The sequence below is a fragment of the Amycolatopsis sp. NPDC004747 genome (assembly GCF_053601335.1).
In genome coordinates, this window is sequence record NZ_JBSGBQ010000019.1 from 26,215 (window position 1) to 46,783 (window position 20,569).

At 72.6% G+C, this 20,569-nt stretch carries 19 protein-coding genes; 11 read left to right on the forward strand and 8 right to left on the reverse strand.

Annotated elements, in window-relative coordinates; all coding sequences use genetic code 11:
* Positions 1-23: 23 nt before the first annotated feature.
* Both ACWEGE_RS28565 and ACWEGE_RS28570 read right to left on the reverse strand, forming a co-directional pair.
* Positions 24-809 carry a hypothetical protein gene (locus tag ACWEGE_RS28565; protein ID WP_449663528.1) on the reverse strand — a complete coding sequence of 262 codons (786 nt, stop codon included), beginning with the start codon at positions 807-809 and terminating at the stop codon, positions 24-26.
* Positions 806-1,495 (reverse strand): class I SAM-dependent methyltransferase, encoded by a 690-nt coding sequence (locus ACWEGE_RS28570; RefSeq protein ID WP_449663530.1) that lies wholly within the window; start codon positions 1,493-1,495, stop codon positions 806-808. Before ACWEGE_RS28570 ends, ACWEGE_RS28565 begins: the two co-directional genes overlap by 4 nt.
* A 77-nt stretch (positions 1,496-1,572) precedes the next feature.
* Between ACWEGE_RS28570 and ACWEGE_RS28575 the strand changes: the two genes are divergently transcribed.
* Positions 1,573-2,403, forward strand: a complete 831-nt coding sequence (locus ACWEGE_RS28575; RefSeq protein WP_449663531.1) for an LLM class F420-dependent oxidoreductase — start codon at positions 1,573-1,575, stop codon at positions 2,401-2,403.
* 420 nt (positions 2,404-2,823) lie between these two features.
* Here the strand turns inward: ACWEGE_RS28575 and kstR are convergent, their stop codons facing one another.
* Positions 2,824-3,444 (reverse strand): cholesterol catabolism transcriptional regulator KstR, encoded by a 621-nt coding sequence (gene kstR / locus ACWEGE_RS28580; RefSeq protein ID WP_167441729.1) that lies wholly within the window; start codon positions 3,442-3,444, stop codon positions 2,824-2,826.
* A gap of 147 nt (positions 3,445-3,591) precedes the next feature.
* On the opposite strand from kstR, the gene ACWEGE_RS28585 reads away from it, so the two are divergent.
* The 3 genes from ACWEGE_RS28585 (at position 3,592) to ACWEGE_RS28595 (ending at position 10,010) form a co-directional block, all read left to right on the forward strand.
* Positions 3,592-5,646, forward strand: a complete 2,055-nt coding sequence (locus ACWEGE_RS28585; RefSeq protein WP_449663532.1) for an acyl-CoA dehydrogenase family protein — start codon at positions 3,592-3,594, stop codon at positions 5,644-5,646.
* 165 nt (positions 5,647-5,811) lie between these two features.
* Positions 5,812-8,850: a DEAD/DEAH box helicase gene (locus tag ACWEGE_RS28590; RefSeq protein WP_449663533.1), complete on the forward strand. Its 3,039-nt coding sequence runs from the start codon at positions 5,812-5,814 to the stop codon at positions 8,848-8,850.
* Entirely contained in the window at positions 8,850-10,010 is a 1,161-nt protein-coding gene (locus tag ACWEGE_RS28595) for an SWIM zinc finger family protein (protein WP_449663534.1), read from the forward strand. The genes ACWEGE_RS28590 and ACWEGE_RS28595 overlap by 1 nt, the downstream gene beginning before the upstream one ends.
* A gap of 57 nt (positions 10,011-10,067) precedes the next feature.
* Here ACWEGE_RS28595 and ACWEGE_RS28600 read toward each other — a convergent pair whose 3' ends face one another.
* Genes ACWEGE_RS28600 through ACWEGE_RS28610 form a run of 3 tightly spaced genes read right to left on the reverse strand, consistent with a single transcriptional unit; the run spans position 10,068 to position 12,367 of the window.
* Positions 10,068-10,826: a hypothetical protein gene (locus tag ACWEGE_RS28600; protein WP_449663535.1), complete on the reverse strand. Its 759-nt coding sequence runs from the start codon at positions 10,824-10,826 to the stop codon at positions 10,068-10,070.
* A gap of 18 nt (positions 10,827-10,844) precedes the next feature.
* The gene (locus tag ACWEGE_RS28605; RefSeq protein ID WP_449663536.1) at positions 10,845-11,075 is read right to left on the reverse strand and encodes a hypothetical protein; all 231 of its coding nucleotides are present in this window, start codon (positions 11,073-11,075) and stop codon (positions 10,845-10,847) included.
* A 56-nt stretch (positions 11,076-11,131) separates the two neighbouring features.
* Positions 11,132-12,367: an alpha/beta hydrolase gene (locus ACWEGE_RS28610; protein WP_449663537.1), complete on the reverse strand. Its 1,236-nt coding sequence runs from the start codon at positions 12,365-12,367 to the stop codon at positions 11,132-11,134.
* 64 nt (positions 12,368-12,431) lie between these two features.
* On the opposite strand from ACWEGE_RS28610, the gene ACWEGE_RS28615 reads away from it, so the two are divergent.
* Positions 12,432-13,817 carry a WS/DGAT/MGAT family O-acyltransferase gene (locus ACWEGE_RS28615; protein ID WP_449663538.1) on the forward strand — a complete coding sequence of 462 codons (1,386 nt, stop codon included), beginning with the start codon at positions 12,432-12,434 and terminating at the stop codon, positions 13,815-13,817.
* Here the strand turns inward: ACWEGE_RS28615 and ACWEGE_RS28620 are convergent.
* Together ACWEGE_RS28620 and ACWEGE_RS28625 are read right to left on the reverse strand one after the other, a co-directional pair.
* Complete coding sequence (locus ACWEGE_RS28620) at positions 13,801-14,298, reverse strand: nitroreductase family deazaflavin-dependent oxidoreductase (protein WP_449663539.1); 498 nt, start codon at positions 14,296-14,298, stop codon at positions 13,801-13,803. The genes ACWEGE_RS28615 and ACWEGE_RS28620 overlap by 17 nt on opposite strands.
* On the reverse strand, positions 14,298-15,149 hold the full coding sequence (locus tag ACWEGE_RS28625) for an alpha/beta fold hydrolase (protein ID WP_449663540.1): 852 nt from the start codon (positions 15,147-15,149) through the stop codon (positions 14,298-14,300). Before ACWEGE_RS28625 ends, ACWEGE_RS28620 begins: the two co-directional genes overlap by 1 nt.
* An 87-nt stretch (positions 15,150-15,236) precedes the next feature.
* On the opposite strand from ACWEGE_RS28625, the gene ACWEGE_RS28630 reads away from it, so the two are divergent.
* The 6 genes from ACWEGE_RS28630 to ACWEGE_RS28655 all read left to right on the forward strand — a co-directional run.
* Positions 15,237-16,286, forward strand: a complete 1,050-nt coding sequence (locus ACWEGE_RS28630) for an acyl-CoA dehydrogenase family protein (RefSeq protein WP_449663541.1) — start codon at positions 15,237-15,239, stop codon at positions 16,284-16,286.
* A gap of 5 nt (positions 16,287-16,291) precedes the next feature.
* Entirely contained in the window at positions 16,292-17,446 is a 1,155-nt protein-coding gene (locus tag ACWEGE_RS28635; protein WP_449663542.1) for an acyl-CoA dehydrogenase family protein, read from the forward strand.
* A complete protein-coding gene (locus tag ACWEGE_RS28640) occupies positions 17,443-18,351 on the forward strand; it encodes a bifunctional MaoC family dehydratase N-terminal/OB-fold nucleic acid binding domain-containing protein (protein WP_449663543.1) in 909 nt (302 codons plus the stop codon). Before ACWEGE_RS28635 ends, ACWEGE_RS28640 begins: the two co-directional genes overlap by 4 nt.
* Positions 18,348-18,734 carry a MaoC family dehydratase gene (locus tag ACWEGE_RS28645; RefSeq protein ID WP_354852774.1) on the forward strand — a complete coding sequence of 129 codons (387 nt, stop codon included), beginning with the start codon at positions 18,348-18,350 and terminating at the stop codon, positions 18,732-18,734. Before ACWEGE_RS28640 ends, ACWEGE_RS28645 begins: the two co-directional genes overlap by 4 nt.
* Entirely contained in the window at positions 18,731-19,900 is a 1,170-nt protein-coding gene (locus tag ACWEGE_RS28650) for a lipid-transfer protein (protein ID WP_449663544.1), read from the forward strand. The genes ACWEGE_RS28645 and ACWEGE_RS28650 overlap by 4 nt, the downstream gene beginning before the upstream one ends.
* A gap of 81 nt (positions 19,901-19,981) precedes the next feature.
* Positions 19,982-20,569 (forward strand): DUF5134 domain-containing protein (locus ACWEGE_RS28655; RefSeq protein WP_449663545.1); only part of this gene is annotated, 588 nt, incomplete at its 3' end.

Below are 20,569 nucleotides of genomic sequence, written 5' to 3' on the forward strand. Positions count from 1 at the left end.
CGGAGCGGGCGCCGCGGCCTGGCTCAAGCCGGGCTCAGCGTCACTCGCAGGTACGCCCGGTCGTCGAACGAGTTCGCGCCGGGGCGGAGTCCCTTGGTCTCCGGCGGAGCCAGCATGAGCGGGTCGCGCTCGAGCCGGACGGCCAGCGAACGCTCGCTTTCGGCCAGGTCGGGCGCCGGCTCGGGGTAGCCGTCGGTGGTCAGCACGACTTCGTGGACGGCGGCCGGGATGGGGATCACTTCGACGAAGCCGTCCGGGACGTCCTGCCCATCGACAGCGCCGTAGCCGTATCCGGGGACCGGCCGGTTGCGCAGGCCGGTGAGCGCGCGCAGCAGGTCCTGCACCGCGGCGCGTCCCGGGTCCTCGGCGAGGAGCGTTGCTTCCGGGACGCCGTCGGCGAGGTGGCGCCGCAGCACGAGAGCCCGGGCTTCCGCGACGACCCGTTCGCCGGTCGGCCGCGGCGGTACCGGGGTGCCGTCCAGCAGGACACGGCCTTCCCCGACGCGCCAGACCTCGCGCCGCGGCCGGTGCAGGACGCAGAACGTCACCGCCGAGCCCGCACCGGCGGTTGCCCCGGCTTCGGCCAGCAGCGACCGGACCAGCGCGGTGGTGCCGGCCGTGGCCGCGCGGGCGTCGGTGGCGGCCAGGTGCCCGGCGACCGCTTCGGCGAGCACCGCGCCGTCGGGACCCCGGTCCCACGGCTTGCCGGTCGCGCCGTCGGCAACGCCCAGCACGTGCTCACCGAGGATCAACCGGTCGGCGCAGGGCGCGGCGGAGGTCCGCGGAACCACCGCCGACTCGACGATCACGTGGCCGAACGTACCGCCTTCAGCTGCCAGACGGGGACGAGGACGCGGCCGTCGTCGTCGGTGCCGAGGCGGTCCAGCTCGGCCGGGTCCCGGCCCAGGATCGCCCGGACGCTCTGCCGCAGCTCTTCCGGCGTCATCGACGTCGTGTAGACGGCCGGTTCGAGGCGCTCGATCGTCCAGTCCTTCCCGACCGTCTCGCGCAGGTCGGCTTCGGTGATCAGGTACGGCGCCGGGAAGCCGTCGGGGATCTCCGGCGAAAAGGCGAAGAGGTGCAGCCGCGCGCCGGGGCGTGTCGCGCGGGTCAGCGCGGCCAGGTACTCGCGTCGCTCGTCCTCGCTCAGGCAGTGGTACAGCGCGCTGTCGAGAACCGTGTCGAAGCGGCCTTCGTAGCCTTCGAGCTTCGTCGCGTCGGCCACCGCGAAGGTGGCGCCCGGCGCGCGCGTGCGGGCCTGCTCGACGGCCGAGGGCGCGCCGTCCAGCCCGGTGACGCGCAGGCCGCGCGAGGCGAGGAAGGCCGAGTTGTCGCCGAGGCCGCAGCCGATGTCGAGCACCTCGCCGGTGAACTCGCCGGCGTCGGCCAGCGCGACGACCGCCGGCTGCGGCGCGCCGAGGTCCCACGGCATCTTCCGGCCCATCGGGGTGGTGCCGCGGTAGAGCTCTTCGAAGTCGACGTCCCGTACGTCCATCACTGCCCCCTTATTCAACATATGATGAGATGACTTCATCCTGCACCCGATGTCACCCCGGTGGTAGTCCTGGAGGCATGAAATTCGGGATCTCGACGTTCGTGACCGACGAGGGCATCCGGCCGGACGTGCTGGGCGCGGCGCTGGAAGAGCGCGGCTTCGACTCGCTGTGGCTGGCCGAGCACTCGCACATCCCGGTGAGCCGGGAATCGCCGTACCCGGGCGGCGGCGAGCTGCCGCGCGTGTACTACCGCACCCTCGACCCGTTCGTGGCGCTCACCGCCGCGGCCACCGCGACGTCGGAGCTGCTGCTCGGCACCGGGATCGCGCTGCTGATCCAGCGCGACCTCATCCACACGGCCAAGGAGGTCGCGTCGCTGGACCTGATCTCCGACGGCCGGGCGCTGTTCGGCGTCGGCGTCGGCTGGAACCGGGAGGAGATGCGCAACCACGGCACCGACCCGAAGACGCGCGGCGCGCTGATCGACGAGCAGCTGGCCGCGCTCAAGGAGATCTGGACGAAGGACGAGGCCGAGTTCCACGGCGAGCACATCGACCTGGACCCGATCTTCAGCTGGCCGAAGCCGGTGCAGAAGCCGCACGTCCCGATCTACATCGGCGGCGAGAGCGAAGCCGCCCTGAACCGCCTGGCCAAGTACGGCGACGGGTGGCTGCTCCGGGGCTACACGAAGTACCAGGAGGCGCAGCGCGTCCGCGGCTGGCTGGCGGACCAGGGCCGCGAAGACGTCCCGTTCGCGGTCTTCGGCGGCCCGACGACACCGAAGGTGATCGACGGCTTCCGCGAGGCCGGCGTCGAGCGGTACACGTTCCTGCTGGACACGCTGCCGGAAGCGGAGACGCTCAAGGCGCTCGACGAGCTGGCGAAGGTGGCCGCCGCGCACCGCTGACGCACGCGCCCGGCACCGGAAACTGTCGGTGCCGGGCGCTGGACGAGTGATGTGTAGGTCCGGTTGGTGAACGATCCTGTTCACCTCCGAGGCGCGATGGCTGCGGTTGCTCGGCTGTTCCCGTTCTGCCGCGGCAGAGAGGACACTTCTGCCGCGGCTTGGAAGAAAAAGCATGTCCTCGCCGGACGGGCAGGCTCTGGGATGACCGCACCTACCGCTGCCACCTCGCCTTCTGGAGGTGGGCCGCTGGGTGGTCATCCCGTCGCCTGGTTGAGGCCTATCACTTTGAGCCGGGCCCGCAAGCTTGCGCTGTCATCTCGTGTTGGTCTGTGGGTTGCGGGCCCGGCTCAAAGTGATTTGACGGCCTCAGGCGACGGGATGACCACCCAGCTCCGTGATCTGAGGCATCACCCGGGCGTGCTACTTGTCCAGCAGCAGGTGCACTGACAGCTCGAGGCGGTTGGCGACGTCGGCGGCCGAGGCGCGGCGGGTCACCCAGGCCACCAGGTTCGCCATCCAGACGTCCGCGACGACGTGGAAGATGTCGCGGTCCGCCTCGGTCGGTTCGGCGATGCCCATCGCCTTGGCGAACATGTTCTCCATCAGCCGCCCGACCTGCTCGACCTCGGCGGCGGCGGAGGTGTCGGCGAACATGAACGCGCGCACCATGGCCTCGGTCAGGTGGGGGTCGCGCTGCATCATGCGGGTGTTGCGGCCGAGCACGAACATCAGCCGCTCGGCGGGCGTGTCGCCCGGGATGGCCTGGCGTTCCAGCTTCTCCTGCGCGCGCTCGAACTCGCGGGCCAGCCCGGAGACGAGCAGGTGGATCTTCGAGGGGAAGTACCGGTACAGCGTGCCGAGGGCGACGTCGGCCTTCTCGGCGACGGCCCGCATCTGGACGGCGTCGTAGCCGCCCTTCGAGGCGAGCGCGAGGGTGGCGTCGATGATCCGGCGGCGGCGGTCGCGCTGGGCGGCCGAGCCGAGTTCGTCGGCCCCGATCGCGCTCAGGCCGTTGCCGCGGGCCTTGGTCTTGCCTGGCATCGGCGTTCCCCCGTCCTTCGGAACTTGTTCCAGTTCACGACGTAGATTACCTGGCCTGGCGAACCTCGCGACAATTGACCCACTGGCCGGAAAACTGTAACACGTTCTACACTCGCGAGTAGTGTCGCTCATCCGCGAGGAGGCCCCATGCCGGTCGCGCTCACCGAGGAACAGCTCGCGCTGGCCGAGGCGGTCCACGCCTGGTCCGCGGCGCACCACCCGAGAGAGGCCGTGCGCGCGGCGGAAACCGGGGCAGGCGCGGGAATTCCCGCGGGCTTCGCCGGGCTCGGCCTCTTCGGCGTCGCGCTGCCCGAAGCGGCGGGCGGGGCCGGCGGGAGCCTCGCCGACCTCGCCGCGGGCCTCGCCGCGGCGGCGGAAGAACTCGTTCCCGGGCCGGTGCTGGGCACCGCGCTCGCCGGCCTCCTGCTCGCCGACGTCCCCGACGCGAAGGAGCTCCTCCCGGCCCTCGCCGAGGGCGAAGCCACCGTCGCGGTGCTGCTCGAGGCCGTTTCTCTCGAAGACGGCGTCAGCGGGCCCGTGCCCGGGGCGCATCCGGATGCCTGGCTGCTGGTCCCGGTCGGCGGCGGCCACGTCCTGCTCGCGCCCGGCACCCCCGGCGTGACCGTCGAGCCGCTGGCCGCGTTCGACTTCTCGCGCCCGCTGGCGCGCATCCGCTTCTCGGGGGTTCGCGCCGACGTCCTCACCCTGCCGCCGGTCGAGGCGGCGGCCGCGACCCTGGCGGCGGCCGAGGCGGCAGGCGTGGCGCGGCGGTGCCTGACCGTCGCCGTCGAGTACGCCCGGGTCCGCGAGCAGTTCGGCAAGCCGATCGGGGCGTTCCAGGCGATCAAGCACCTGTGTGCCGAGATGCTCTGCCGCGCCGAAGCCGCCGAGGCGCTGGCCTGGGACGCCGCGTCCGGGCAGCACCCGCTTTCGGTGGCGAGCGCGGCCGTCGTCGCCCTGGACGCGGCCGTCGCCAACGCCAAGGACTGCGTCCAGGTCCTCGGCGGGATCGGCTTCACCTGGGAGCACGACGCGCACCTGTACCTGCGCCGGGCGGTGGCCCTGCGGCAGTGGCTCGGCGGGGCGTGGCGGCGGCGGGCGGCGTCGCTGGCGCTGTCAGGGACCGAACGCACGCTGGGCGTCGACGTCGGCGACGATCCCGCGCTGCGGGACGAGGTCGCCCGGATCGCCGCGCTGCCGCCCGGCGATCAGCGGGTGGCCCTGGCGGACGCGGGGTTGCTGACCCCGCACTGGCCGGCGCCCTACGGCCGGGGCGCCGACGCCGCGGAGCAGCTGCGGATCGACTCCGCGCTGGCCGCCGCCGGTGTCCGCCGTCCGGACCTGGTGATCGGCGCGTGGGCGGTGCCGACGATCCTCGAGCACGGCAGCGACGAGCAGCGGGAGCGCTTCGCCCGGCCCACCCTGCGCGGCGAGATCACCTGGTGCCAGCTGTTCAGCGAGCCCGGCGCCGGGTCCGACCTGGCGGCGCTGCGGACGGCGGCCCGGCGCGTCGACGGCGGCTGGCGGCTGTCCGGGCAGAAGGTGTGGACGTCGCTGGCCCGCGAAGCCGACTGGGGCATCTGCCTGGCCCGCACCGACCCGGACGCGCCCAAGCACAAGGGCATCACCTACTTCCTGGTCGACATGCGCGCCGCGGGGATCACGACGCGGCCGCTGCGCGAGATCACCGGCGACGCGGTGTTCAACGAGGTGTTCCTCGACGACGTGTTCGTGCCGGACGCCGACGTCGTCGGCCCGCCGGACGGCGGCTGGCGGCTGGCGCGCACGACGCTGGCCAACGAGCGGGTGGCCATCGGGAGCGGGTCGGCGGTCGGCGAGAGCGTGCAGGCGTTGGTGTCCACAATGGACGCGTCGGCGGTGGACGAGGTCGCGCTGGAGCGGCTCGGCTCGCTGGTGGCCGACGGCGTCGCGGGTTCGGTGCTGGACCTGCGCGCGGCCCTGCGCCGGCTGGAGGGCCAGGACCCGGGTGCGGAGTCGAGCGTCCGGAAGCTGCTCGGCGTGCAGCACCGGCAGGACGTGGCGGAGTTCGCGCTGGAGCTGGCCGGCTCGGGCGCACTGCTCGCCGGCGGCTCGCCGCAGCACGAATTCCTGCTCACCCGCTGCCTTTCCATCGCGGGCGGCACGACGCAGGTCCTGCGGTCCCTCACGGCCGAACGCCTGCTGGGCCTGCCCCGCGGCTGATGCCCCGCCGAGCACGCGTGATGCCCTCCCCGTCACGTGTGATGCCTTCCTGAACACGGGTGATGCCCGTCGTCGCCCGGGTGGGTTGCGTTGGGCAACGGTGCGAACGGACCGTTCGCGCCGCCGAGGGCAAAACTGTCGGGGTCGTGTTCTAGCGTTGCGGTCGTGGAGTTCGGAGCAGACACCCAGGCCACCTACCTCCCCGCGGATCCCCCGCGGGACGGGGTGCTGGCGCTGTGGGGCGAGGACGTGGCGGGCGGGACCACGATCGAGCTCGTGCTGCCCCGGGGAGCGAAGTTCGCGCGGACGAAGGTCGAGGCCGAGCTGGTCCCCCTGGAGCGGGCGCTGCCCCGGCTGCTGTCGGTGGGGGAGCAGGCGAGCCCGGCGGTCGCGGCGTGGTCGGCGGCGGTCAACGCCGGGGTGAACCTCGTCGCGCGGGGGCGGCTGAGGCCGGCCGCCTCACCGGGCGGCGCGGCGGCCTGGCGGATCGGCCCGCTCGACGCGGCCGACGAGGAACTGCTGCGGGGGCTGGCCGGCGCCCTGCCGCCGGAGGCGTACGCGCTGCCGCTGACGGGGCTGAAACGCATCCGCCTCCATTCGCCGGACTCGCTGGTCCGCGCGCTCTGGGACGCGACGGCCGACCTGCTGGTGCGCAGCCCGGCGGCCCCCGTCGGCGCGGGCGACCCGGCGTTCGCGGCGCGCGAACCGGCCCTGCTCGGCCCGGACGGCGCGGCCTGGCTGGCGGAGCTGGAGGCCCGCGAGCCGCGCGGGGTCCAGGTGCTGTTGCGGGTCGAGGGCCGCGAAGACGACTCGTTCGCCGGGGTGCTGGCGGTGCGCAGCATGGCCGAGCCGAGCCTGGTGGTGGAGGCGGCCACGCTGTGGGACGCCCCGGACGCGGTGCTGAACCGCCTCGGCGACCAGGTCGAGACGCAGCTGCTGCTCGGGCTGCGTCGCGGCGCACGGGCGTGGGCGCCACTGGGCCGGGTGCTGACCCAGGCGTCACCGGCTTCGCTGGCGTTGTCCGACGACGAGGTGGTCGACCTGCTCATCGACGGCGCCCGCGACCTCGGCGGCGCCGGCATCGAGGTGCTGTGGTCGAAGGGGCTGTTCGCGGGCGAGGTGAAGGCCCGGGCGAGCGCGACCCAGGCGCCGGCGAGCGTCACGGATGCGGAGTTCGCCCTGCGTTCGCTGCTGGAGTTCCGCTGGCAGCTCAGCCTGGGTGGCGAGCAGCTGACCGAGGCCGAGGTGGCGGCGCTGGCGGAGGCCAAGAGGCCGCTGGTCCGCCTGCGCGGGCAGTGGGTCCGGGTGGACCCGCAGCTGCTGGCCAGGGTCCGGGGCCGCACCCGCAAACTCGAGGCGGGCGAGGCGCTGGCGGCGGCGTTGACGGGCGAGCTGGAGCTCGACGGCGAGCGGGTGGAGTTCGCGGCGCCGCCGGTGCTCGGTGGGCTGGTGTCGCGCATCCGCGACCGCGCGGACGCCTTGGTGGCGCCACCGCCGGGCCTGCACGCGACGCTGCGGCCGTACCAGCAGGCGGGGCTGTCCTGGCTGGCGACGATGACGGGGCTGGGACTGGGTGCGTGCCTGGCCGACGACATGGGGCTGGGCAAGACGATCCAGCTGATCGCCCTCCACCTGCACCGGCGGGAGCTGGCCCGGGTGGGGGAGCTGAGGCCGGGCTTGGCACAGTCCGGCGGGGTGGCCGCACCGGCGGCGGAGTCTGGCGGGGTGGCCGGGTCGGCGGGTGGGCTGCCGGAGTCTGGTTCGGCGCAGTCCGGCAAGGGGCAGCGTGGCGAGGCCGCCCGCTCGATGGTCGAGCTGCAGCCCGGTGCGAAGGAGCCCGGCGGAGCCGCCCGCTCGGCGGCCGCGCAGCCGGGCTCCGAGCCTTCCCCGGCGGGGCAGGAGCCGGTGCTCGCCGAACTCCCGTCGGCCGGTGCCGAACCCGAGCGTGCCGGTGGTGGGCCGACCCTCGTCCTCTGTCCCACCTCCCTGCTCGGCAACTGGGAGCGCGAGTTCGCCCGCTTCGCCCCCGAGATCCCCGTCCGGCGGTTCCACGGCGGCGGCCGCCACCTCGACGACCTCGCCCCCGACGAGGTCGTCCTCGCCACCTACGGTGTCCTCCGCCGTGATCGCGAAACGCTGTCCGAAGTGGACTGGGGGCTCGTCGCCGCCGATGAGGCGCAGCACGTCAAGAATCCGCTCTCCGCCACCGCCAAGGAGCTGCGCAAGGTTCCCGCGCGGGCCAAGGTCGCGCTCACCGGCACCCCGGTCGAGAACCGGCTCACCGAGCTGTGGTCCATTGTGGACTGGACCACCCCCGGTCTGCTCGGCCCGCTCGACCGCTTCCGCCGCACCGTCGCGCGCCCGATCGAGCGCGATCGCGACAAGGCGGTCACCGAACGGCTGGCCACCACCGTCCGGCCGTTCCTGCTGCGGCGGCGCAAGACCGACCCGGACATCGCCCCGGAACTGCCGCCCAAGACCGAGACCGACCGGTTCGTCCCGCTCACCGCCGAGCAGACCACGCTCTACGAAGCCGTGGTGCGGGAGAACCTCGCCGAAATCCGGGAAAAGCAGGGCGTCGAACGGCGTGGGCAGGTGCTGCGGCTGCTCACCGAGCTCAAGCAGATCTGCAACCACCCCGCGCAGTTCCTCAAGGAACCGCACGGCGCGCTCACCGGCCGCTCCGGCAAGCTCGCGGCGTTCGAAGAACTCGTGGACGTGATCCTCGACGAGGGCGAGAGCGTCCTGGTCTTCAGCCAGTACGTCCAGCTCTGCCGCCTGCTCGAACGCCGCCTGAAGGACCGCGGCCTGCCCACCGAACTGCTCTCCGGCGACAGCTCCCCGGCGAACCGGCAGGACATGGTCGACCGGTTCCAGGCCGGCGAGATCCCGGTGTTCCTGCTCTCGCTCAAGGCCGGTGGCGTCGGGCTCAACCTGACCCGCGCCACCCACGTGATCCACTACGACCGCTGGTGGAACCCGGCGGTCGAAGACCAGGCCACCGACCGCGCCTACCGGATCGGCCAGGACAGGCCGGTCCAGGTGCACCGGCTGATCGCCGAAGGCACCCTCGAAGAGCGGATCGCGCAGGTCCTCGAAAAGAAGCGGGGCCTCGCCGAGTCGATCGTCGGGGCGGGCGAGGACTGGATCACCGAGCTGTCCGACGACGAGCTCGCCGACCTGGTCCGGCTCGGGGGCGGGTGATGCCACCGAGGCGGAACTTCGGCACGACGTGGTGGGGCCGCGCCTGGGTCGAGGCGCTGGAGCGGCGCGCGAAGCTCGACCCGAACCGGCTGCCCCGCGGGCGGACGTACGCGCGCAAGGGCACCGTCAGCGAGCTGCACTTCGGCGCCGGCGGGATGACGGCGCGGGTGCTCGGCAGCCGGCCCGAGCCGTACAAGGTCACGATCACCATGCGCACCTTCACCGAAGGCGAGTGGGACACCCTGCTCGGCGTGGTCGGCACCCAGCTCGGCCACGCGGCGGCGCTGCTCGACGGCGAGCTGCCCGGCGCGCTCACCGAGCAGGCGCGCGAGGCCGGCGTCGACCTGCTCCCGGGCCCCGGCGACCTGCGGCCGCGGTGTTCGTGCCCGGACTCGGCGAACCCGTGCAAGCACGTCGCCGCGGTGTACTACCTGGTCGCCGACGAGGTGGACCGCGACCCGTTCACGCTCTTCCTCCTGCGCGGCCGTCCGCGGGCGGACGTGCTGGCCGAACTCCGCGCCCGCCGGTCGCCGGCCCGCGGCGAGAAACCGAAGCTCCCGAAGCCCGCCGACGAGGGCCTCACCCCCCGCGCCGCCTACGCCCGGCGGCCGGGCGCGATCCCCGCTCTGCCGCCACCACCCCGCGTCCCCGGGCCACCGGCGGTTCTGGACCTCGACCCGCCCCCGGCCACGGGCTGGACGGCGGCGGCGCTGGCCAGCCTCGCGGCCGACGCGGCCGCCCTGGCCCGCGACCTCCTGACCGGCGGACCGCCGCCGGCGGAGCTGACGTTCGAAGAAGACCTCGCCCGCCGCGCGGCCGGCCGCACGAGCGCGGAGATCACCACCCTGGCCGCAGCGGCGGAGGTGTCTCCGAAAGACCTGACCCGCTGGGCCGACGCCTGGCGCGAAGCCGGCCGCGGCGGCTTGGCCGCGCTGCGGGAACCCTGGCAGCCGGGACCGGGTCCGCTTGCCGGAGCACAGGAGGTCCTGGCCGAGGCGGGAATCCCCGGCACAGCCAAGATCTGGCGCAACCGCTTGACCCAGGGACAGCTGCAACTGCGCTACGGCCGTGACGCCCGCTGGTACCGCTTCGTCCGAGAGGGGACGGAGTGGCGTCTCGACGGCCCGCCGTCGGCAAGCCCCGTGGACCTCGTCTACTGACTGGGTGAACGCCACTGGTTCTGGCGCGCTTCGCTCGCGACCACGCCTGAAGTGCAATTACTGCAACAACTTGGAAGCCACCCCGATGATTGCACCGATCAGCCCGACCGAGCCGATCAGGAGGGGATGGCCGGGAATATCGCGCAAGCGACTCCGGGATGAGCGACTCACGTCGAATTCCGGGGCCTTACCGAAGGGAATCTGGGGAACTTCGGGAGGGCGATACGGCTCGGCGCTCACGCACTGGCGAACGATCGCTGCGAGAACTTCCAGTGCATATTGTCGTCGAGCTGGATCCTCCAGGTCGTGGGAGATCCAAGTGAGCTTCTTGCCGATGCCTTCGGCCATGGCGCAATTCTTGACCGATTTGTGCCCGTTCAGATAGGCTAGCTGCCGGAGTAACTCCACGGCATCCGAGTCCAGCCTGTTGCGCGTGCGCAATCGAACAGTCCGCCCGAACTCGATGCGACTCAACGGCGTGGCATCTTGCTGTGGGTGGCCGGCTCGTGGGGGACCCCAGTGTCGAAGGAGCCACCTCTGCCCCACGATGGCGACTCTATGCTTGCGATCGAACCGCGTGAGCCACTCCACCGATTGATCAATTGCCACGATCATGATTGCGCATAGATGGACCCGTCGCACGATGGCATACGGCACGAATCTCGATCGTGTGGCTCGAATGTATAGTCGCAGGATCGCGTAGGTCAAAGAGAATGCCAGAAATGGAATCAGTAGCGCAATTAAATACTCGACCGGCTCCGGCCAGGATGAGAGTGGACCGGTAAGGGTGACGAAGCCTGCCACGATGGCGGCCATCTGAATGGTCGTCAGTGCTCAGGCAACAATCGATTGCTGCACTTCGCGAATCGCCACACGCAGCGACGCTTCTTCGTGTTGGGCAGTCGTCAAAAGTGGGGTGAGCTCGGAAAATTCCTGGATGATCTGCTGTCTTGCGTGCAACCTGCGGGCAAGCCTGCGGCCGAGCGGATCGCGGAGCAGATGTCGTCGAATGGCGTCTCCGGCGAGCGAGTCGGGTTGCCCGGATACGGTAGTGTTGCCGTCCACGACCTGAACGTACTGCAGCGCCACGGCCGACCAACGCCATATCGGGGCATTTGCGCCTACCGGTGCTCGGCTTTCCAGGCGTTGTACGTGAAGTCCAAGAACCGGGCCACGCCGCGGACCACGTGCGCCGACCGCACCGACGTGAACACGTCGAACGCGTGCTGTGCCCCCGCGAGCTCCGCGTACGCCACCGGCTGCTGCGACTTCTCCCGCAGCCGGGCGACGAACTCCCGGGCCTCCCGGACCGGGACCAGCGAATCGTCGCGGCCGTGGATCACGAAGAACGGCGGGGCGTCCGACGTGATCCGGTCCAGCGGTGATGCCGCGATGTAGTCGTCCAAATGGGACACCGGGTCGCGGTCCGGGGCGAACACGCGGCGGGCGATCAGGCTCTCCAGGCGGTACTTGCTCGCCGGGGCGCCCGAAGTCGCCGCGAAGTCGTACACCCCGTAGTGGGGGACGCACGCCTGGACGCTCGTGTCCGTGTCCTCGAAGCCCGGCTGCAACGCCGGGTCGTTCTGGGACAGCGCCAGCAACGCCGACAGGTGGCCGCCCGCCGAGCCGCCCGTCACCGCCACGAAGCGCGGGTCGCCGCCGTACGAAGCGATCGACGAGCGGATCCACGCCAGGGCCTGCTTCGCCGCGACGATGTGCGCCGGCCAGCGGTGCGTCGGCGAGAGCGGGTAGTTGATCGCGACGCACACCCAGCCGCGGCGGGCCAGGTAGCGCATCAGCGGACGGCCCTGCTCCTCCTTGTTGCCGATCACCCACGCGCCGCCGTGCACCTGCAGCAGCACGGGGGCACCCGAAACCGGGGAAGACGGCCGGTACACGTCCAGCAGGAACCTCTTGCCGCCCGGGGCGTAGGCGATGTTGCGGTCGACCCGCACGTCCGGGGCGCCCATCCGGAACGGCAGCGCCAGCTCGCCCCACGGCAGGCCCAGATCCGAGCGGCCCAGCTCCGACGCGTAGTCCTCACCCAGCGCCGACGTCAGCGCCTTCTCGATCTCCTCGCGAGCGCCGTGGCCGGTGCGGACCAGCGTGGCCAGCCCCGCGGCCGACGCCGCCGCCATGGCGAGGCCCACCTTCGTCGAGCGGTCGCCGACGCCGTGGCGGGCCACGTGCCACGCGGTGTCCGCCGCCGTCAGGGCCAGGAACTGGGGCGCCAGCTCGCCGGTCAGCCACCCGGCGAAGAACACCGGGATCGTCGTGGACCGGGCCCGCAGCGGGCGGAGGGCGTTGGCGGTGAGACCGAGCTGGACCGCGCGACGGATCAGGAAATTCGGCTGCACCACCGCGATGATACCGGCGAGTAGGGTGACGCGCCGCTCACCGGACGTGGCCTACCCTGGCGTCATGCAGAGACTGAGCGGCCTCGACGCGAGCTTCCTCTACCTGGAGACGTCGTCGCAGGTCCTGCACGTCTGCGGGCTGCTGGTCCTCGACGGCTCGACCGTCCCCGGCGGCTACACCTTCGCGAAGCTGCAGGAAAAGCTCGACGAGCGCGTCCGGCTGATCCCGGCGTTCCGTCGCAAACTGCACAATCCGCTCTGGAACCTCAGCCATCCCGTGTGGATCGAGGACGAGGACTTCGACCTCGACCACCACGTGCACCGCATCGGCGTGCCCGCCCCCGGCGACCGCGTCGAGCTGGCCGAGCTCTGTGCCCACATCGCCGGGCAGCAGCTCGACCGCGCGCACCCGCTGTGGCAGCTGTACGTCATCGAAGGCCTGGCCGACGGGAAGCTCGCCGTGCTGCTCAAGATGCACCACGCGAGCGTCGACGGCGTGAGCGGCGCCAGCCTGATCACCTACCTGGCCGGGCTCGAACCCGACGGGCCGATGCCGGAGATCGAGGAGCCACGCAACGCCGGCACACCTTCGCCGCTGGACCTGATCCGCTCCGGCGTCGAGAGCGTCGTGAAGCGGCCCGCCGAGGTCGCGCGGCTGCTGCCCGACCTGCTCGGGCTGATGCCGCGCTGGGTCGGCCGGGCGTTGCGCGGCAAGGGGATGCCGGTCCCGTTCACCGCGCCGCGGACCTCGCTCAACGGCACGATCACCGGGCACCGCAGCGTCGCCTTCGCCCAGCTCGACCTGGCCGACGTCAAGGAGGTCAAGAACGCTTTCGGCGTCACGGTGAACGACGTCGTGCTCGCGCTCGTCGCCGGCGCGCTGCGGCAGTTCCTCGCCGCCCGTGGCGAGCTGCCGGACGATCCGCTGGTGGCGACCGTCCCCGTTTCGGTGCACGACCGCACCGAACGCGAGCACGGCAGCAACAAGGTTTCGGCGTTCTTCGCCTCCCTGCCGACGCACCTGCCCGACCCGGCCGCCCGGGTGTTCTTCCTCGCCGAGGCCAACCGGCGCTCGAAGGACCACCACCACGAAATCGACGCCGACATGCTGCAGGACTGGGCGCAGTTCTCGGCCGCGACGGCGTTCGGGCTCGCCGTGCGCGCGTATTCGGCGCTGCGCCTGGCCGAAAAGCACCCGGTGGTGCACAACCTGGTCGTCTCGAACGTGCCCGGCCCGCCGATGCCGCTGTACTTCCTCGGCGCGCGGATCACCGGCTTCTACCCGCTCGGCCCGGTCTTCCACGGCGCCGGGCTGAACGTCACGGTGCTGTCCAACGCGGGGAAGGTGCACGTCGGCCTGCTCGGCGCGCGGGAGCTGGTCAAGGACCTGTGGCCGCTCGCCGACGCGCTCCCGGACGCCCTGGCCGAGCTGGTCAAGGCCGCGGGCTGAGCACCACCACCGGGATCTCCCGGTCGGTCCACGCCTGGTACTTCGCGAAGTCCGCGTAGAGCTCGACGAGCCGCGGCCACAGCTGCGCGCGTTCGGCGCCCTCGGCGACCCGCGCCGTGACCGGAACCCCGCGCCTGCCCTTGAGGTGCACCCGGGTTTCCGGGTGCACCAGCAGGTTGAAGTACCACTGCGGGTGCCGCGGCAGCCCGCCCTGCGAGCCGACGACGACGACGTCTTCGCCGGAGCGCAGGTACAGCAGCGGGGTGGTGAACAGCCGCCCGGACCGGCGGCCGCGGTGTTCCAGCAGCAGCGTCGGCACGGGTTTGCGGAACCCGGCCCCGACCCGCCACTTGCCGCCGACGCGGCCGCCGGTCAGCCGGAAGACCGCCACCTGCGCCTTTGCCAGGTACTTCATGGCCTTCGCGGTGACCGGCGAGTCGAGGCCGTCGGGCCTGGCGTCCGGCAGGCTGAAGCGTCCCATCATGGAGTCCTTCCTCGGAGGGAGCCGACCGCGGCGAGCAGGGCGGGCACCCAGCGGTCGGCGGCCAGCACGCAGGCGGCGTGCCCGGCCGCGACCTCGTAGGTGGCCGCGCCGGGGATCCGGCGGGCCAGCGACCGCTGGTGGGCGGGCGCGATGAACCGGTCCCGTGTGGTCACCACGACCGCGGCCGGCTGCCGCAGCGTGTGCAGCCACGGCCTCGAGTCGAACCGCCCGATCTCGTCGACGGCGACCGCGATCTCCCACGGCCGGGTCGACCGGAACTCCCGCAGTCCCCACCGGTGGTCGGCGACGCGTTCGCGGGGGAGCGCGGCGGGCAGGACCGGCGGCGGCACGTGCTCGCGCAGCCGCCGCAGCGTCCGGCCGAAGACTTCGAGGGCGACGCGCTGCCGGACCCCGCGGCCGAAGTGGCCGGCGGTCGAGCACAGCACCAGCCCGGTAACACGTTCTGGTTCCGCGCGGGCCGCCAGCTGCGCCACCAGCCCGCCCATCGAGTAGCCGGCGATCGCGAACCGGCCGACGCCCAGCGCGTCCGCGACCGCGGTGACGTCTTCCGCGCAATCGGCGAGCCGGAACTCCGGCGAGCGGATGCCCCGGCCGTGCCAGCGCTGGTCGAACACGACGACGCGGTGCTGCCGCGCCAGCCGCGCGAGGGCCGGATACCAGGTCAGCAGGCCGGTGCAGGCCACCGAATGCAGCAGGACGATGGCCGGCGCGTCCCGGGGGCCGACGTCGGTGACCACGGTCCGGCCGCGGCCCGGCAGCTCCACGGGGACCGGCTCGGGCACGCCCGCGGTCGGCGGCACGGTGATCCGCCGCCGTCTCCCCGCCATCGCGCCACCCCCGGGGGTTGCCGTGCCCGCCCTTTCCGGTTAAGACTAGAACAGGTTTCAATATTGCGCCCGATCCGGAGGACAGGCGTGGACTTCGCCCTTGACGAAACGCAGACCGAGATCGCCGGCCTCGCCGCGAAGGTGCTCGGGTCGCCGGACGACCCCTGGCGCGCCCTGGCGGCGTCCGGCCTCCTCGCCTTGGCGCTGCCCCCCGAGCTGGAGGGCGACGGCCTCGGCGTCGCCGAGGTCGCCCAGGTCCTGACCGAGGTCGGCCGGGCCGCCGCGCCGGTGCCCGCCTACGCCGCGCTCGCCCTCGGCGTCCTGCCGATCGAGTCGCTCGGCACCCCCGCCCAGCGCGCGGAACTGCTGCCGCCCGTGGCGGCCGGGGACGCGCTGCTCACCGCGGCCCTGCACGAGCCGTCCGCGCCACTGGCCGCCGAGCCGGCCGTGACCGCGCGACCCGCTGACGGGAAATGGCTGATCAGCGGCGTGAAGACCGCTGTCCCGTACGCCGCCGAAGCGACCCGGATCCTGACGCCGGTGAGCACCGCGCACGGCAGCGCCGTCTACCTCGTCGACCCGCAGGCCGAGGGCGTCACGCTCGTCCCGACCCCCACTTCCGCCGGGACGCCGGAGTTCACCGTCCGGCTCGACGACGTCGCGGTCGAGGAAACGGACCTCCTGTTCGACCGCGGCGCGGTCGCGGCGCTGCACCGGTTCGCGCTGGCCGGTGCCCTCGCCCTCGGCGACGGCCTGCTGGCCGGAGCGCTCGCGCTGACCGTGAAGCACGTCGGCGAGCGGACCCAGTTCGGCCGGCCCCTGTCGGCCTTCCAGGCCGTGGCGGGTCAGATCGCCGACGTCTACGTGGCCGCGCGGACCGTCCACCTCGCCGCGACGTCCGCGGTGTGGCGGCTGGCCGCGGGGCTCGACGCCGACGCCGAGCTGGACGTCGCCGCCTACTGGTTCACCGCGCAGGCCCCGCAGGCGCTGGCGACCTGCCACCACCTGCACGGCGGCGTCGGCGTCGACGAAACCTATCCGCTGCACCGGTATTCGTCGGCGGTCAAGGACCTGGGCCGGACGCTCGGCGGGGCCGCGCACCGGCTCGGCCGGCTCGGCGAACGAGTGGCGGGGTGAGCCGGATGCACGTCGAACTGACCACCGCGCAACGGCAGCTGCGTGCCGAGCTGCGCGAGTACTTCGCCGGGCTGGTCAGCCCCGAGGAGCGCCGGGCGATGCGGCGCGAGCGGCACGGGCCGGTGTTCCGCGAGATCGTCCGCCGGATGGGCCGCGACGGACGGCTCGGCGTCGGCTGGCCGGTCGAATACGGCGGCCAGGGCTTCGGCGGGATCGAACAGCACCTGTTCGTCGACGAGGCCGCCCGCGCCGACGTCCAGCTGCCGTCGGTCACGCTGCAGACGGTCGGGCCGACCCTGCAGCAGTTCGGCACCGAGGAGCAGAAAGCCTTCTTCCTGCCGAAGATCCTCGCCGGGGAGATCCACTTCGCGATCGGCTACAGCGAACCGGAAGCGGGCACCGACCTCGCGTCCCTGCGGACGACGGCGGTGCGCGACGGCGACGAGTACGTCGTCAACGGCCAGAAGATCTTCACCACCGGCGGCCACGACGCCGACTACGTCTGGCTCGCCGTGCGCACCGCGCCGGACGCGCCCAAGCACAAGGGCATCTCGATCCTCATCGTCGACACGAGCGACCCCGGCTACTCGTGGACACCGATCATCACCTGCGACGGCGCCCACCACGTCAACGCGACCTACTACTCGGACGTCCGGGTGCCGGCGAACCGCCTGGTGGGCGAAGAAAACGCCGGTTGGCGGCTGATCACGACGCAGCTGAACCACGAGCGCGTGATGCTCGGGCCGGCCGGGCGGATCGGCGGCCTGTACGACCGCGTCCGCGCCTGGGCGGCCGCGCACGGCCTGCTCGACCTCGCCGACGTGCGGGCCGTGCTGGCCGAGGCGCTGGCCGTCACCCGGGTCAACGAGCTGCTGAACTGGCAGGTCGCGGTGTCCTCGGCGAGCGCGCCGGTGGGCGTGGCCGACGCGTCGGCGACCAAGGTGTTCAGCTCCGAGGCCATCCAGCGGATCGGCCGGAACCTGGAGGAGGTCGTCGGCCGCCACGGCGACCTGGCCGATCCGGACACCGCCGAGCTGGCCGAATGGCTGGACCTCACCGCGAAGCGCAACATCGTGCTGACCTTCGGCGGGGGCGTCAGCGAAATCCAACGGGAGCTGATCGCCTCGATCGGCCTGGGTCTGCCGAGGGTGCCACGATGAACGTCCGGGAAGCCGCCGACGCCATCGCCGCGAAGGGCGAATCCGCGCCGAGCCTGGCGCGGGATCCGGTCAACCAGGCGATGGTGCACAACTGGGTCGAGGCGATCGGGGACGCCAACCCGGTCTACACCGATCCGGAGTTCGCCGCCGGGAGTGTCCACAAGGGACTGGTCGCGCCGCCGGCGATGGCCCAGGTGTGGACGATGAAGGGCCTGCACGGTGCGCGGGCCGACGACGACCCGCTCGGCGCGATGATGGCGGTGCTCGACGAGGCCGGGTTCACCTCCGTGGTGGCCACGAACTCGGAGCAGACCTACCACCGCTACCTCCGGCCGGGCGAGCAGGTCGCGGCGACGACCCGGCTGGACGGCGTCGTCGGGCCGAAGAAGACCGCCTTGGGCGAAGGCTGGTTCGTGACGACGCGGACGACCTGGTACGTCGGCGACGAGGCCGTCGCGGAGATGATGTTCCGGGTGCTCAAGTTCCGTCCGCCCGCCCCGAAGCCGCCGCCGGCACCGGTGCTGCGGCCGGTGGTCAGCCGGGACACGGAGTTCTTCTGGGACGGCCTGCGCGAGGGCGAGCTGCGGATCCAGCGCTGGGGCGAAACACTGCGGCACCCGCCTGGGCCGATGCCGCCCGACGGCTCGCTGGACACCAAGCCCGACTACGTCGTCGCGAGCGGCCGGGGAACCGTGTATTCCTACGTCGTGCACCACCACCCGGCGGTGCCGGGCAAGCAGCTGCCGTTCGTGGTGGCCCTGGTGGAACTGGAGGAGGGCGTGCGCGTGATGGCCGAGCTGCTGGACGCCGCGCCGGAGGAAGTCCACATCGGACTGCCGGTGGTGGCGGCGTTCGTCCGCGTGGACGACGACCTGACCCTGCCCGCGTGGAAGGTGGCCCGATGACCGTCGCCGAAGGGACCGAGCTGCCGCCGCTGACGATCGAGGCGACGCCGACGTTCGTGGTCAGCACCGCGCTGGCCACCCGCGACTTCCAGGACGTCCACCACGACCGGGATTCGGCGGTGGCCCGCGGCTCGAAGGACATCTTCCTCAACATCCTCACCGACACCGGCCTGGTCCAGCGGTTCGTCTCGGAGTGGGCCGGGCCGGAAGCGCTGATCCGGTCGATCAAGATCCGGCTGGGCGTGCCCTGCTACGCCTACGACACGCTGACGTTCACCGGCCGGGTGGTTTCGGCTTCGGGACGTGACGTCGTCGTCTCGGTGTCCGGTGTGGACAGTCTCGGGGAGCACGTCGCCGGGACGGTGGAGGTGACCCTGCCGTGACGCTCTCGGGCAAGGCGGCGATCGCCGGGATCGGCGCGACGGAGTTCTCGAAGGACTCCGGGCGCAGCGAACTGCGGCTGGCCGCCGAATGCATCTCCCACGCGCTGGCCGACGCCGGGCTGACGCCGTCCGATGTGGATGGACTGGTGTCGTTCACCATGGACGGCAACGCGGAGATCGCGGTGGCGCGCGAGCTGGGGATCCCGGAACTGAAGTTCTTCAGCCGCATCCACTACGGCGGCGGGGCCGCGGCGGCGACCGTGCAGCAGGCCGCGATGGCGGTGGCGACCGGCGTCGCGGACGTCGTCGTCGCGTACCGGGCGTTCAACGAGCGGTCCGGGCACCGCTTCGGCCAGGTGTCGTCCGCGGCGGCCGGGCAGGTGAACTCCTCGGGCGTGGACAACGCGTTCCACTACCCGATGGGCATCGCGACCCCGGCGGCGACGGTGGCCATGGTCGCGCGGCGTTACCTGCACGACTACGGCGCGACGAGCGAAGACTTCGGGCGGGTCGCGGTGATCGACCGCAAGCACGCGGCGACCAACCCGAACGCGTGGTTCCACGGGCGGCCCATCACCCTCGAGGAGCACCAGGCGTCGCGCTGGGTGGCCGAGCCGCTGCACCTGCTCGACTGCTGCCAGGAGAGCGACGGCGGCGTCGCGCTGGTCGTGACGAGCGTTTCGCGGGCACGTGATCTGGCGCGGCCGCCGGCGGTGATCGCGGCGGCGGCGCAGGGGAGCGGGCCGGACCAGTACGTGATGACCAGCTACTACCGCGACGACCTGGCCGCGCTGCCGGAGATGGGGGTCGTGGGACGGCAGCTGTGGGGCCAGTCGGGGCTTGCCCCGTCCGATGTGGACGTCGCGGTGCTGTACGACCACTTCACGCCGTACGTGCTGATGCAGCTGGAGGAGCTGGGTTTCTGCGGCCGCGGGGAGGCGAAGGACTTCATCGCCGACGGGGCGCTGGAGCTCGACGGCGCGTTGCCGCTCAACCCGCACGGCGGCCAGCTCGGCGAGGCGTACATCCACGGTATGAACGGCATCGCGGAGGGCGTCCGGCAGCTCCGCGGGACGGCGGCCAACCAGGTCGCGGGCGCTTCGCGGGTGCTGGTCACGGCGGGGACGGGCGTGCCGACCAGCGGACTGGTCCTGACGGGTGACTGAGGCGTCACCTCATTGATGGCTGGTGCCCGGCCGTCGTGGGTGTCACGGTGGAGACACGAACCACGACGGAGAGTGAGACCGATGGCCGGCTGGGTGCTCACGGCAGTGTTCGCGGCGCTGGTGCTGCCGTGCGTGCTGCGCCTGGTCCGCCTGGATTACGCGCGGCTCGGGCGCGGCGTCCGCCACGGCGACCTGGCGGAGCTGCTGCTGGTGGTGGCGATGGTGGCGATGTTCTCCCCGGTCGGCGGCCCGATCCCGGCGGCGGGCTGGCAGGCGGTGCTGCTCCTGACGACGGGCTGGTTCGCGGTGGCCTGGTGGCGCAACCGCACCTGCGCCCACCACGCCTTGTCGGCGGCGGCGATGCTGTACATGGTGACGGCCATGCCCCACGCCGGCGACCACGGGCCGTGGCTGACGATGCCGGCGATGGACGCGCGGCTGGCGTTGCCGCTGGTGGCGGTGGTCGCGGCGGGGTACTTCGTGGTCGACGCGGCTTGGTCGGGGGTGCTGGTGGTGCGGGGCTCGGTGGCTGCGGGTTCGGGTGGCGCCGGTTCGGCTGCGGTTCGCTCTGGCCCGGGCTCGGTGGCGGCGGCCGCGGTTGGCTCCGGCTCGGCTGCGGTTCGCTGTGGCCCGGGCTCGGTGGCGGCGGGTTCGGGTGGGGCCGGCTCG

Bases quoted from the DNA above. Each gene is read 5' to 3' on its own strand.
- ACWEGE_RS28620 (WP_449663539.1), bottom strand. From the start codon at position 14,298: ATGGGACGCTTCAGCCTGCCGGACGCCAGGCCCGACGGCCTCGACTCG.
- ACWEGE_RS28585 (WP_449663532.1), top strand. From the start codon at position 3,592: ATGCCGGTCGCGCTCACCGAGGAACAGCTCGCGCTGGCCGAGGCGGTC.
- kstR (WP_167441729.1), bottom strand. From the start codon at position 3,444: ATGCCAGGCAAGACCAAGGCCCGCGGCAACGGCCTGAGCGCGATCGGG.
- ACWEGE_RS28640 (WP_449663543.1), top strand. From the start codon at position 17,443: ATGAACGTCCGGGAAGCCGCCGACGCCATCGCCGCGAAGGGCGAATCC.
- ACWEGE_RS28600 (WP_449663535.1), bottom strand. From the start codon at position 10,826: ATGGCCGCCATCGTGGCAGGCTTCGTCACCCTTACCGGTCCACTCTCA.
- ACWEGE_RS28570 (WP_449663530.1), bottom strand. From the start codon at position 1,495: ATGGACGTACGGGACGTCGACTTCGAAGAGCTCTACCGCGGCACCACC.
- ACWEGE_RS28645 (WP_354852774.1), top strand. From the start codon at position 18,348: ATGACCGTCGCCGAAGGGACCGAGCTGCCGCCGCTGACGATCGAGGCG.
- ACWEGE_RS28595 (WP_449663534.1), top strand. From the start codon at position 8,850: ATGCCACCGAGGCGGAACTTCGGCACGACGTGGTGGGGCCGCGCCTGG.
- ACWEGE_RS28575 (WP_449663531.1), top strand. From the start codon at position 1,573: ATGAAATTCGGGATCTCGACGTTCGTGACCGACGAGGGCATCCGGCCG.
- ACWEGE_RS28625 (WP_449663540.1), bottom strand. From the start codon at position 15,149: ATGGCGGGGAGACGGCGGCGGATCACCGTGCCGCCGACCGCGGGCGTG.
- ACWEGE_RS28615 (WP_449663538.1), top strand. From the start codon at position 12,432: ATGCAGAGACTGAGCGGCCTCGACGCGAGCTTCCTCTACCTGGAGACG.
- ACWEGE_RS28635 (WP_449663542.1), top strand. From the start codon at position 16,292: ATGCACGTCGAACTGACCACCGCGCAACGGCAGCTGCGTGCCGAGCTG.